This window comes from Lysinibacillus sp. G01H (genome assembly GCF_028872195.1).
In the GTDB taxonomy this organism is placed as follows: Bacteria; Bacillota; Bacilli; order Bacillales_A; family Planococcaceae; genus Lysinibacillus; species Lysinibacillus capsici.
In genome coordinates, this window is record NZ_CP118397.1 from 3,777,680 (window position 1) to 3,790,540 (window position 12,861).

The following is a 12,861-nucleotide window of genomic DNA, read 5'->3' on the forward strand; positions in this document are numbered from 1 at the left end:
TACCTTACCCCTCTTTCACAATATCAAATAAATCTGACATATGCTGCAACATATATTCTGGTTGATACTGCTGTAAGTAAGCCTCTCCCTTAATTGCCCAAGCAACACCTGCTGCTCTAACACCAGCACGATGTCCAGCTTCAATATCGTGCGAATTATCACCAATCATAATCGCATAGTTTTTTTCTATCCCTAATCGTTCCAACGCAAGCAATACTGGCTCTGGATCAGGCTTCACATTGTTCACATCATCTGTACCAATACGCACATCAAATAGATGCGTTGCACCAAGAATAGCAAGTCCACGATCGATTGTCTCATTACGTTTCGTCGAAACAATAGCCAATTTTATACCTTGAGCTTTTAACTGCTCTAGAGTCGACACAACATCAGGATATTGGCTGACTAGGTCATCATGGTGTGCAATATTCCAAGCGCGATACCTCTCTATCAAATCGTCTTCTTCACCTGGTGCAATGTCATTAAATGTCTGTTTCAATGATGGACCAATGAATTTCAGGCAATCTTTTGGCGAATATTGCCCGGGAAATCGCTCATTTAATACATGCATAAATGTTTGAATGATTAAATCATTTGTATTTAGTAAAGTCCCATCAAAATCAAATAGTAGTGCCTTAACAGCCATCTTTTACAACCCCTTATTTATTATCCAAGTATTTTACGGCTGGTTTTACCTTTATTCTACGATAAATAATTGCACCTAGACCAACTACAATACCAATAATGGATACAACCTGTGCTGAACGTAAATCTCCCACTAAGTAAAGGCTATCTGTGCGCATTCCTTCGATATAGAAACGACCAATTGAATACCAAATTAAATAGCTAAAGAATATTTCTCCTCGATGTAAGTTCACTTTACGCAAAGCTAATAAAATAATAAGCCCAACTAGGTTCCAAATCGATTCATATAAAAAAGTGGGATGAACATATGAACCTAATTCTTCAATATACATTTGATTAATAATCCAGTCTGGGAGCATTAGGTTTTCTAAAAATGCTTTCGATACCTCGCCACCATAAGCCTCTTGGTTCATAAAGTTGCCCCATCGACCAATAATTTGCCCGATTAAAATACTAGGTGCTGCAATATCTGCTACTCGTAAAAAGCTTACATTTTTTATACGAGTATATATGTAAGCTGTGACAAATGCCCCGATGAGTGCACCATGGATGGCAATACCACCATTCCATATCTCTATGATTTTGCCTGGATTTTCGCTATAGTAATCCCATCGCATTGACACATAGTAAATACGTGCACAGATAATAGATATAGGAACTGCCCATAATAATAAATCTGCAAGAAAGTCTTCAGGCAAACCTCTCTTAACTGCCTCTCTTTGCCCTACAACATAGGCTAAAATGATTCCCGACACAATCAGCAATCCATACCAACGAACTGGAATTGGTCCTAAATGAAAGGCAATCGGGTCAATTTGCAATAGTAATAAATCCATCTTCTACTCCTCTCAATATGTCATGAACAATGTTGTTCGCTTTTTAATCGTCTAACACATCATTTGATGAAATTACTTCATCTAAACGTCTTGAAAATTCCTCTGCCGCATTGACGCCCATTTTCTTTAAACGATAGTTCATCGCTGCCACTTCAATAATAACGGAGACATTGCGTCCAGGTCTTACTGGAATTGTTAGTTTTGTTAGTTCCGTGTCAATTATTTTCATTTTTTCTTCTTCTAAGCCCAATCGATCATAAACTTTTTGTGGATCCCATATTTCGAGCTCAATGATGAGGGTAATACGTTTATAGGGGCGTACTGCACTTGCACCAAAGAGTGTCATAATGTCAATAATGCCAATGCCTCGTATTTCCAATAAGTGCTCTAACAAAGGTGGAGGGCTTCCGATTAATAGGTTTTCTGATTCTTGACGAATTTCAACACAATCATCAGCAACTAAACGATGACCCTTTTTTACAAGCTCAAGTGCTGTTTCACTTTTACCTACGCCGCTTTTACCGATTATAAGCACTCCAATGCCATACACATCGACAAGTACTCCGTGTGCTGCTGTCATTGGAGCTAAGCGCCCCTCTAAGTAGTTCGTCAATCTACTCGAAAATTTGGTTGTTGTCATATGTGTTTTAAACACAGGTACATGCTTTTCGTTTGAGGCCTGAATAAGCTCCTCTGGTACTTCTAAATCTCTAGAAATAATAATAGCAGGTGTATCCTGTGAACAAAGTAAACGCATACGCTCAAGCTTAACATCTGCTGGGAGCATTTCAAAAAAGGAAAGTTCAGTCTTGCCAAGCAATTGTACTCGATTTGCTGGATAATGAGTAAAGTATCCTGCCATTTCAAGCCCTGGTCTTGAGATATCACTTGTCACAATTGTCCTGCCTATTCCTTCTTCACCAGCTAATAACTCTAATTTAAATTTCTCCATAACATCTCTTGTTAATACTACGACCAATGAAAAAGCCTCCAATCAATGGATAAGGTTCATCTTATTTTAGCATGTCTATGTGTAAAAGAAATGTATTTACTCTCAATACAGCGTTTACTTGCACTAAAAAAACTAGCGGCTCTCCAGCCCGCTAGTTTTTAAAAAGCAATTATTTTTGCGTTGCTAACCATTTAGCAACAGCTTCAGCATCTGCACCTTTTACTAGTCCTGCAGGCATGCCGTTTTTACCATTATTTATAATATCTAAAATTTCTGATTCAGACAAACGTGAACCTACATCATTTAATGCTGGACCATTTGCACCTTGTAGCTCGCCACCATGACAAGTAACACAAGATTTCATCGCTATTGCTTCGCCATCTGGCTCTGTAGCACTTTCATTACCATTATTAGATGCAGTTTTATCTCCGCCGCCACATGCAGCTAAGAAGATTGCTGATCCGAACACTAATGTTAACATTGCTTTTTTCATTAGTACCCCTCCTCGTAATAAATACCTTACGCCGCCATTATACCAAAATTATGCACGTTTGAAACCTTCTCCTAATACCTCATATGCATCAGAAACGATAACAAACGCTGATGGGTCAACGCTTTTAATGAGTTGTTTCAGCTTTGTGAATTCTGTTTGATAAACAACAACCATTAGAACTGGTCGTGCTTCTCCTGTATATCCTCCAATTGCTGGTAACTTCGTTACACCACGATTAATTTCAGCATAAATGGCTTCCCTTACCTCATCTTGTTTCAATGTAATGATATAGACCATTTTAGACTGACTAAAACCTAGCTGAATAATATCAATCGTTTTTGTGGTAACATAAAGTCCAATCAGAGCATACAAACCTTTTTCTAAGTCAAAAACAATTGCTGCACTAATTGCGATAACGCCATCTATTAACAGCACACTTGTTCCAAGCGACAATCCTGTAAACTTCGTAATGATTTGCGCCAGTAAATCAGTGCCACCAGTTGAAGCATTCCCCTTAAAGACCAGTCCTATTCCTAGACCAACAATAATTCCACCAAAAAGAGCACCCAATAAAGGATTATCAGTCCAGGGCTCCCAGCTATTTGTCAATAAGACGATAAAAGGTAATGTGATTGTCCCAATAAAGGATTTTATTCCAAATTTTTTGCCCAGTAATAAAACACCAGCAATAAAAAGCGGAATGTTAAATGCATATTGAACAATTCCCGGATTCCAACCAAATAAACCATGCAAAATCGTACTTATTCCACTTACCCCACCTGAAGCGACTTGATTTGGTAATAAAAAGACATTAAAACCAATAGCAATTATTGCCGCTCCTACAATGACATACACATACTCCACAATGCTATCTCTCACATCATGTTTCATTTCCCCACGCCCACTTCAACTATCAGAATTTTTTTAAGACGAGATGATTATAGCAAATACTTTTAGCATTGAGAACTTCATCATGATGAAGGGATACTATGGTGAGGAAATATAAAAGAAGCTATCTTACATGAATCAATAAGATAGCTTTTGTTGATTGGTTTAAAATGATTTTTCTGCCCATTCGATGGCTTCATAATATAAAAGATCAATGTCAACTAACTGTATATTCAACTGTACAGCTAGCTCTTCTAATCGCGGCCAATCAAGTTTACTTAACGCAATACTAAACTCCAAATAAGGAGTCATTTCCGTTTCAAAGCCTAAAATGGTATTCGTAATATCTTCTGAGAATGGTAGTTGCTGTAAAATAACATTCATCGGTCTTTGAAGTAATGTGTCAATTAGAGAAAACATGCCAACTAAAAAATATTCTGAGAAATTCTTTTTATAAGCAAGCTTAGCTAGTTTTTCACAAACTTTAGCTCGGAATAAAGACGTACACATCACTTCTTTAAAAAGATCGGAATCAGCATCAATATCAATTTCACGCATGGCCAATAAATAAATCCATTTTCGTAAATTCGATACGCCCAATAACACAATCGCCTGCTTGATGGAGCGCACTTTAGATTTAGAACGTTTAGATGAGTTATTAATCATTTGCAATAATTTGTATGTCAATGAAATATCTCGTTCAATATTTTCTGCTAGCAAATGAATATTTGGTTCTTCCTCTTTTAGTAGGGAGATAATGTGAATATATTGAATCGCATTTGCTGGAATGTCTGTTGCTCGTATTATTTGCGGTTGTTCAAAAAAATAACCTTGAAATAACACATAGCCTGAGGACTTAGCGACTTCAAATTGATGACGCGTCTCTACCTTTTCAGCGAGCAATTGAATATGTGGAAATTTCTCCTTAACTTTATTTTCGATTTCCATTCTTTTTACGATGGAAGAAGCTAAAAAATCCACCTTTATATAATCAATTTGTTCAAATAATTCATCATAAACTTTCACTTGATCATCCATCATAAAATCATCCAAGGCAATTTGAAACCCTTGTTTTTTTAGCTCAATTACACGCTCCACTAATTGAGAGGTAAGTGGAACATCCTCTAATATCTCAATCACTACCTGTGAGGGATTTAAAAATTCATGTATAGAGCTCATCAATAAGTTTTCAGTAAAATTAACAAATCCAGGTTTCCCTTTCGTTACCTCTTCAAAACCAATTGAAAGAAATGAGTTCACAAGTACATCAATCGTTGCTGCATCTGAATCGACCATTGGAAAGGCATTTACGTTTTTGCTACGGTATAACAATTCATATGCAACGACTTGCTCATGAAGATTAAATATAGGCTGTCTGCCAATGAATACTTCCATTCCATTGCCCCCCATTTCTCCATTTTCTAGTAATTTATAGTATAACATTTTTTACGACCTGATGCTTATACTTCAAGCTAAACTTAACATGCCAACTTGGCTTTTTCAGCCAATAAAAAAGAAAGGACAGTCCCCGTGATGATGAATCACTTAAGGACTGTCCATATTATTTACCTACTTTGGATTTTATTGCACCGATCACTGCTGGCACAACGGATATAATGATAATCAAAATTAGGACAACTGAGAAGTTATCTTTAATAATTGGAATGTTCCCAAAGAAGTAACCTAATAATGTACAACTGAATACCCATAAAATTGCACCAAAAATATTATAAAATAAGAAATAACTATATTTCATTTTACTTGCACCCGCCACAAACGGGATAAATGTACGAATAAATGGCATGAAACGTGCGATTACGATCGTTTTCCCACCATGTGTATTAAAGAATTTTTCAGCTGCTTCCATACGCTCTTTTTTAACAACTCTACCGAGGAGGCTCTTTGGCGGAATAGATGTCCCTACCTTATGACCAATATGATAGTTCATCGTATCGCCCAAAATAGCTGCTGCTAAAAATACAGGGATTAAAATCCACATATCGAATGCGCCCATTGCCGCAGCTAATGTTCCACTTGCAAATAACAAGGAATCACCAGGTAAGAATGGGAAAATAACAACCCCTGTTTCTACAAAAACTATCGCAAATAAAATAAGATAGCTCCAATTGCCAAAATCACGAATAATTTCTTCTAAATGCACATCGATATGCACAATAAAACTTATTAACTCCTTAATGAGTTCTAACATGTTTTTGTATGCTCTCTTTCAATAGTATTTTTACTTAAAAGTTTTGACGTGGCTTCACCTCAAAGGGTTCCAGTTTTGTACGTCTTTTTACATTACTTCCTCACTATATGACAAGCTCTTGAAAAGTATGTAGAAGATTTCACAAGTTTGATTTTATCACTTACAGACATCTACTCTCAACTGATTTTACTATTATACGAATAATGTACAAAAAAAGAGCTACCATTTTTCAATAGTAGCTTTTCTCGTTTAAACTTTTTCTTTTAATGAGCGTCTTAATATTTTTCCTGTTGTGTTTTTTGGTAGTTCATCCAGTATTTCAATTACTTTCGGAACCTTATACTTCACCATATGTTTAGCACAATAGGATAGTAGATCATCTGTTGTAGTAGCAGCTACTTCTTTCAACACAACATAGGCATGTACCGCTTCCCCTAAGTTAGGGTCTGGGAAGCCTACCACCGCTGCCTCTACAATATTATTATGGGCAAACAGCACTTCCTCCACCTCACGAGGATAAACATTAAAGCCCCCTACAATAATCATATCCTTTTTACGATCGACAATGTAAAAATACCCTTCTTCATCTACCTTTGCCAAATCTCCTGTATAGAGCCAGCCGTCACGAATCGCCATCGCCGTTTCTTCAGGCATTTTATAGTATCCCTTCATCACGTTTGGACCACGTACAATTAGCTCTCCAACTTCGCCCACAGGTACTTCCTGACCATTAACATCGACCACTCTATTCTCGACATTGCTAATGGATGTTCCAATAGAGCCAGCTTTACGATCACGATCTAATGGGTTAAAACATGTAACGGGTGAAGCTTCAGATAAGCCATAGCCCTCTGACACTCGCACATTAAATTTCTGTTCGAAATTATGTAATAGCGCAACAGGCAAGGAGGCACCACCTGAAATAGCTAAACGAATTGTCGAGAAATCTTCAGGATTGCCTTCAGGTAATTGGTACAAGAAATTATACATAGTAGGAACACCAGCAAATACCGTTGCTTTTTGCTCTCGAGCTAAAGCGAAAATTTCGCTAGGGCTAAAGCGTGGTGCAAGTAAAACTGTTGCCCCACTTAATAAAGGCGCATTCACCACTACCGTTAAGGCAAATACATGGAAGACAGGTAGTGTCGCAATAACACGGTCCTCTGCATTAATGCCTAAATAATGCGCCACATCGCGTGCATTTGAGTAAACATTGCCATGTGTCAGCATGGCTCCCTTTGGACTACCTGTAGTTCCTGAAGTATATAAAATAATAGCATTGTCATCCTCTGCAACTTCAACAGGTTGTAAAGATTCAGTGGTTTTGGCGATTACATGTGTAAATAAATGTGTTTTTTCTTGTGCTTGTGGTGATAAAGCTGCCACTTTTTCCGCTATATCTGGTGTGGTTTCACAAACTATAAATGTTTTTACTTGTGGAAATGCTTGTACACCTTTTTCAACCAATGGTAGCAACATATCCAGAGCAATGACTGCTTTTACATCTCCATTATGCAAAATGTAAGAAATTTCATCCGGTGTATAGATTGGATTAACAGGTATTGCTGTTGCCCCTAAGCGCATTGTTGCATAGAGGGCAATTAAGTAGTGTGGCGTGTTGCCGAGTAAAAACGCCACATGATCCCCTTTTTCAACGCCTAAATCTTGTAATCCCTTTGCAAAGCGGCCAACTGTATGCTCAAATTCCCCGTAAGTCGTATCTTTCCCCATAAAATGATACGCCACTTTTTCAGGTTGTTCTGTTGCCTGTTGACGAACACGTGAAACTAAATTCAATTACACCATCCCCTTATCGTATAAAATGAATCGTTATTCAGTAATATTATATAAGAAATATATCTAAAAAACAATGAGTCTTTTTATCTCATGTCATAAATTACGTTAAATAATTCATTTTTTTCTCTTTTAAACCATTACTTCATGAGCGAATATGGGAGATATAGCGCCATCGAATTAAATAAAAATAAACCACTTGTATTAATACAAAAAAGCCAAAAGCAAAGAATACTTCTTTTACAATCGATATATTCGCAATGTCCCTTAAAATACCCTGAACCATTAGAAAAGCAAAGGCACTATGCATCATCGCAACACCCCAAGGTAAGAAGAATTGGGGAAACAAATGCCGATTAACCAGCTTTTTTAACTCCGTATCTGTTAAACCCATACGTTTTAATACATCAAATTTACGCTTTTCACGTTCGAGGGATGTATGCAATTTAAAATAGATAAAGCTTCCAGCCGCAAGTAAAAATACAGTGGCTACCAAGACACCCACTAATGTAAATAATGAGTAGGTAGCTAGTATATAAGAATAATTTAATCCTGCATTTTCAAAGTAAAAAGGGCTAAACTTATCCTTTTTAATAAAATATAAATTGGATTCTAGATGATCGATATCCTTACCGATATCCTTCGTTTCCATCCATTGAGGAATAACAAATGTAAATAGATGATAGCTTGGTTGAATAATGTCTTGATCAGAAATCGGATGAATAAGCTTCGCAAAGTCTTCATCACTAATGACAATCGAATTGACACTGACAATCGAGCCTGGAAACACTATTTTTGGATAGACACTATCAATAGTGAGCGGTATATTGTTTTCTTCTAAAACAGTATGCACAACTCGATCTTTTAACTTTTTTAGGGAATCCTCCGAATAAGGAATAAATACTGCCTCTCCTGCTTCCAGATTTAATAATGGATAACTGTAGGAAGAAAGCAGAACATTCATATCGGACTCTCGAAAAACCTCCACTTCATTTCGAGTGAAAGAGGAGGTTTGCTTCACAACAATAAAACGGGATAGCTGATAAGATAAACCTTTCTCTTCTAATTGCAGCCTTAAAGAATTGATATGTTCCCGTTCATATGGATTATCGACATCCCCTTTATAAACCAGCCCGAGTGGATTTAATCGATCATATTGCGTTGTATAGGAGGACATCGTTGCTAAAACACCAACAGATAAAAATGCAAGCGTCGATACCATCGTCACAACGAAAAACATTTTCACGTTATCCATCATTATATGCGTTTGTTCTGCTAGCGATAGTAGACGGTAGCGTTGCCAATGATATTTGCGTTTCCCACGTGCTAAATCTAAAAAACAAGGCACAGAATCACTGAAAAAATAATAGGTGCCAAATGTTGCGGAAAATGGTATTAATAGCGTTAGCCCGATTAGTGATGTATGTCCGACAACAAACGCGAGAATATACGTTGTTACAATTAAAGCAATACCATAGAAAGCTCGTATTTTGGAATACGTTGTTAAGCTATTTAAATAATCACTGCCTTTTATAAGATCTCGTAATTTTCTCTCTCGTGTAAAATACACACTAATAAAAGAAATAACGAAAAATGCACTTGTGAAAACACCAATCGTTAATAAAAATGGCTCCCATGAAATATAGAGTGGTAAATCTTCTAAATGTAAAATTTCCCGCACAATCATAAAAAAGAATTTTGAAAAGGAGAAGCCAAAGACAATCCCTACAATAATGGAGCCTGTTCCAATAATCATTGTCTCTAAAAAGACAAGTCTATTCATCTGACGTTTTTCCATTCCCAAGTGCAATAAAATAGCAAATTCATGTGATCTGGCTTCTAAAAAGGCACTCATGGAATAATATAAAAAGAATAATGTAAACAGGACGAGAACAATTTCAGCCCCCACCATCCCAATGAGAGACATCTCCCCTAATATCCCACGTTCAATATCAGGGTGAAACATCAACATGGAATAGATAAAAAATACAGCCACAGAAAAAAAGCTTGCCATGAAAAAGGCGCCATATATCCGGCTGTTCCGCACGACATTACGGTAAGCGAATTGTCGAAAGGTCACCTACTTGCCCTCCTCCTAGTAAGCTCAAAACATTTAAAATACGTTGGAAAAACATCTGACGGCGGTCATCTCGATAAATTTCATTAAAAAATTCACCATCTTTAATGAATAACACTCGATCACAATAACTTGCTGCAATTGGATCATGCGTGACCATTACGATTGTCGTTTGTTTATCCTGATTCACTTTTGTTAATAGTTCAAGCACATCACGTGAAGAATTTGAATCTAAATTACCTGTTGGCTCGTCCGCTAAAATGAGACTAGGATTATGAATAAGCGCACGACCAATTGCCGTTCTTTGTGCCTGTCCTCCAGATATTTCATTTGGACGTTTATGAAGGAAGGAAGTTAAATCTAGCTTTTCTACAATACTTGCCAGACGCTCCTCCATTACCTCTAGCGGCTGTTGATCTAATGTTAAGGGCAACACGATATTTTCCTCGACCGTCAGCATATGCAAAAGATTGAAATCCTGAAACACAAAGCCAAGCTGTCTTCTTCTAAAATAGGCAAGCTCTGTTGCATTCAATTTATGTGGATTCATTCCATCTAAAATGATTTCTCCACTAGTTGGTTCATCGATGGTCGAAATAATATTCAGTAATGTCGTTTTACCGCTTCCTGAGGGCCCCATAACAGCTAAAAACTCGCCTTCTTCCACGTCAAAGCTCAATTGATTTAATGCACGATGCGTTACTTTACCTTCGTACACTTTTGTCACATCTTTAATTTGTAAAATAGGCATACTTCATTCACCTTATTTCTTCATTAATTCTAAGGATTGAGGTAAAAGCCACTGTAAAACGACCTCAAAACCAATGTGAAAATGAGGCTCTGTTAAAGCCAGTAATGACTCTTCCTCTACTAAACTAAAGCAATGCTCCCCAATAATCACATCCCAAGCATCCGTTTCTCCCTCTACGATTTCCCCACATACAGTATAATACCCACTATACATAATCTGTTGACCGTCTACAGGAAAAGCATTCAATAATGTTGGTTGCTGTAAGTTTAACCCAAGGCTCTTTGAAAAATGCAGTAGTTCTTCATCTAACTTTTCATTTGCCAGGATAAAATTTTGATAGGCTAATGGATCTCCCGCTTGCAGATGTGTCATATAAAGCGCATTTGTTTTCTCCTTATCAATCGTTAGTTTCCAATCTTCTATACGTACCTCTACCATCCTAGTGCCCCCTAATTTGTAAATGTTACTGTCACAATCGTCCCTTTTCCTACCTCTGATGTAATAGCCAGCTCATGCCCTAGCTTTTCACAGATTTCTTTGGCTAAATAAAGGCCCATTCCAGTTGATTCACCTGTTTTTCGCCCATTTTCGCCAGTAAAAAAGGCTTTTGTAACACGAGAAAGATCGGAAGCTGGAATCCCAATACCCTCATCACAAATGGCAAGTTGTACATAGTCATCCTTTTCAATGGCAGAAATAACAATTTTTTTATTGGCTTCAAACGTGTATTTCACTGCATTGGTGATAAATTGTCCAAGAATGAAACGAAGCCATTTTGAATCACTGGCAACAATGAGATCGTCCTCAATATGAATTTCCGGGAAAACTCTTTTCGTAATAAATAAACGTTTATTTTCATTAACAGTTGCAGTTACAATACCTTTTAGCGCAACTCGCTCTACTTGCATATCATCCTCAAAATTTTCTAGGCGTGCATTAACAAGTACCATGTCCAATCCTCTACGCAAGCGATCGATTTCCTCCTGAACATTCTTTTTATCAAGAGGTCGGTCATCCTGTAATAATAATTCAATCACTGAAATAGGTGTTTTCATTTGATGGACCCACTGGTTCATAAATTGATCATGCCTTTTTTGACTTGCATATAAAGCATGCAACTCATGTTGATAAAGTCGATACAATTCATGCATATACTTCTCGGTTTGCATAGCTTCTGGCGTTTTTGCGTTTTTTTGTAGCACATCCTCCATTCCTGTTGGAAGCTGAGTTATCTTCAATAAGTAGCGTTGCCGCATTAAATAGCGGACAAGTAAAAAGGATGCTAATAGCACAAGGCTAATACAAAAGGAATAAATAGCCGTATCAATATTTCGGAAACCGTCTAATGCATAGATAACCATGATGAACCCAACTAATAAGAGCTGGAACACAATAAATGATGCATAATCACGTAAAAAAAGCTTCCAGCCCACTATAGCTCACCTGCACTTAATATGAATCGATAGCCTGCACCACGTACCGTTTCGATTGTTGACGATATATGATAATCCGCTAACTTTTTTCGAACTCTGGTCATATTCACGTTCAAAGTGTTTTCATCGACAAATGCTTGATCGTCCCAAAGCTCCTCTAACAATTGCTCACGTGAAACGACTTTCGGTGCATTGCCCATCAGTAGCTCTAAGATGATACATTCTTTTTTCTGAAGTGGAATTTCTAAATCATTTTTATGTAGCTCCATTCTTTCTAAATGAAGTACAAGCTGTCCTTGCTTGATTGTCCGTTCTTCTTGCCTTGCTGCATATTCACCATATGTACGGCGTAGATGACTACGGATTTTAGCCAACACAATTTCGTAGTTAAAAGGCTTTGTAATAAAATCGTCGCCCCCATTTTCAAGTGCAAAGATTTGGTCCATTTCTCCTGAGCGTGCAGAAATGAAAATTATCGGACATGTTGTATGCTGACGTAGCTGGCGACACCAATAATAGCCATCGTAAGCGGGTAAATTTATATCAAGCAGCACCATATGTGGATTAAATGCTGTAAATTCTTCTATAAGATGATCAAATTCTTGAATTGTTGCAACTTCGTATTGATATTTTCTAAGCGTTTCCGCTAGTAATGATGCAATCTTAACATCATCTTCAACTATGAATATTCGATGCTTTTCCATATCAACACTCCTTTCTTTCTATATTGTATCAAAAAAAGGTTCGACGACATAATTGTCAGCGAACCTTTAGGCTAAAACA

13 protein-coding genes are annotated in these 12,861 nt (G+C 37.2%); all 13 read right to left on the minus strand.

Going from position 1 to position 12,861, the window contains the following annotated elements:
* Positions 1 to 4: 4 nt before the first annotated feature.
* The 13 genes from ppaX to PSR12_RS19295 all read right to left on the minus strand — a co-directional run bounded on the left by ppaX (position 5) and on the right by PSR12_RS19295 (position 12,782).
* Positions 5 to 646, minus strand: a complete 642-nt coding sequence (gene ppaX, locus PSR12_RS19235) for a pyrophosphatase PpaX (protein ID WP_257520511.1) — start codon at positions 644 to 646, stop codon at positions 5 to 7.
* A 13-nt stretch (positions 647 to 659) separates the two neighbouring features.
* A complete protein-coding gene (lgt, locus tag PSR12_RS19240; protein ID WP_221681169.1) occupies positions 660 to 1,481 on the minus strand; it encodes a prolipoprotein diacylglyceryl transferase in 822 nt (273 codons plus the stop codon).
* 43 nt (positions 1,482 to 1,524) lie between these two features.
* Positions 1,525 to 2,460, minus strand: coding sequence for an HPr(Ser) kinase/phosphatase (gene hprK, locus PSR12_RS19245; RefSeq protein WP_004227974.1), 936 nt, complete (start codon positions 2,458 to 2,460; stop codon positions 1,525 to 1,527).
* Positions 2,461 to 2,602: 142 nt separating this feature from the next.
* Positions 2,603 to 2,926, minus strand: a complete 324-nt coding sequence (gene cccB / locus PSR12_RS19250) for a cytochrome c551 (protein ID WP_004227972.1) — start codon at positions 2,924 to 2,926, stop codon at positions 2,603 to 2,605.
* A gap of 48 nt (positions 2,927 to 2,974) precedes the next feature.
* Positions 2,975 to 3,817 carry a YitT family protein gene (locus PSR12_RS19255; RefSeq protein ID WP_221681168.1) on the minus strand — a complete coding sequence of 281 codons (843 nt, stop codon included), beginning with the start codon at positions 3,815 to 3,817 and terminating at the stop codon, positions 2,975 to 2,977.
* Positions 3,818 to 3,979: 162 nt separating this feature from the next.
* The gene (locus tag PSR12_RS19260; RefSeq protein ID WP_221681167.1) at positions 3,980 to 5,209 is read right to left on the minus strand and encodes an EAL and HDOD domain-containing protein; all 1,230 of its coding nucleotides are present in this window, start codon (positions 5,207 to 5,209) and stop codon (positions 3,980 to 3,982) included.
* A gap of 166 nt (positions 5,210 to 5,375) precedes the next feature.
* A complete protein-coding gene (locus tag PSR12_RS19265; RefSeq protein ID WP_004227966.1) occupies positions 5,376 to 6,023 on the minus strand; it encodes a VTT domain-containing protein in 648 nt (215 codons plus the stop codon).
* 249 nt (positions 6,024 to 6,272) lie between these two features.
* Positions 6,273 to 7,820, minus strand: coding sequence for a fatty acid--CoA ligase family protein (locus PSR12_RS19270; RefSeq protein WP_221681166.1), 1,548 nt, complete (start codon positions 7,818 to 7,820; stop codon positions 6,273 to 6,275).
* 142 nt (positions 7,821 to 7,962) lie between these two features.
* Positions 7,963 to 9,897: an FtsX-like permease family protein gene (locus tag PSR12_RS19275; RefSeq protein WP_221681165.1), complete on the minus strand. Its 1,935-nt coding sequence runs from the start codon at positions 9,895 to 9,897 to the stop codon at positions 7,963 to 7,965.
* Complete coding sequence (locus PSR12_RS19280) at positions 9,869 to 10,645, minus strand: ABC transporter ATP-binding protein (protein WP_004230460.1); 777 nt, start codon at positions 10,643 to 10,645, stop codon at positions 9,869 to 9,871. The genes PSR12_RS19275 and PSR12_RS19280 overlap by 29 nt, the downstream gene beginning before the upstream one ends.
* A 12-nt stretch (positions 10,646 to 10,657) precedes the next feature.
* Positions 10,658 to 11,083, minus strand: coding sequence for a hypothetical protein (locus tag PSR12_RS19285; RefSeq protein WP_274770157.1), 426 nt, complete (start codon positions 11,081 to 11,083; stop codon positions 10,658 to 10,660).
* Positions 11,084 to 11,094: 11 nt separating this feature from the next.
* Positions 11,095 to 12,078 (minus strand): sensor histidine kinase, encoded by a 984-nt coding sequence (locus PSR12_RS19290; protein ID WP_274770158.1) that lies wholly within the window; start codon positions 12,076 to 12,078, stop codon positions 11,095 to 11,097.
* Positions 12,078 to 12,782 carry a response regulator transcription factor gene (locus PSR12_RS19295; RefSeq protein ID WP_004230457.1) on the minus strand — a complete coding sequence of 235 codons (705 nt, stop codon included), beginning with the start codon at positions 12,780 to 12,782 and terminating at the stop codon, positions 12,078 to 12,080. The genes PSR12_RS19290 and PSR12_RS19295 overlap by 1 nt, the downstream gene beginning before the upstream one ends.
* Positions 12,783 to 12,861 lie beyond the last annotated feature (79 nt).

Excerpts from the sequence above, each read along its gene's own strand:
- PSR12_RS19280 (WP_004230460.1), bottom strand. The coding sequence starts at position 10,645 with ATGCCTATTTTACAAATTAAAGATGTGACAAAAGTGTACGAAGGTAAA.
- PSR12_RS19295 (WP_004230457.1), bottom strand. The coding sequence starts at position 12,782 with ATGGAAAAGCATCGAATATTCATAGTTGAAGATGATGTTAAGATTGCA.
- cccB (WP_004227972.1), bottom strand. The coding sequence starts at position 2,926 with ATGAAAAAAGCAATGTTAACATTAGTGTTCGGATCAGCAATCTTCTTA.
- PSR12_RS19255 (WP_221681168.1), bottom strand. The coding sequence starts at position 3,817 with ATGAAACATGATGTGAGAGATAGCATTGTGGAGTATGTGTATGTCATT.
- lgt (WP_221681169.1), bottom strand. The coding sequence starts at position 1,481 with ATGGATTTATTACTATTGCAAATTGACCCGATTGCCTTTCATTTAGGA.
- ppaX (WP_257520511.1), bottom strand. The coding sequence starts at position 646 with ATGGCTGTTAAGGCACTACTATTTGATTTTGATGGGACTTTACTAAAT.
- PSR12_RS19285 (WP_274770157.1), bottom strand. The coding sequence starts at position 11,083 with ATGGTAGAGGTACGTATAGAAGATTGGAAACTAACGATTGATAAGGAG.
- PSR12_RS19265 (WP_004227966.1), bottom strand. The coding sequence starts at position 6,023 with ATGTTAGAACTCATTAAGGAGTTAATAAGTTTTATTGTGCATATCGAT.
- PSR12_RS19260 (WP_221681167.1), bottom strand. The coding sequence starts at position 5,209 with ATGGAAGTATTCATTGGCAGACAGCCTATATTTAATCTTCATGAGCAA.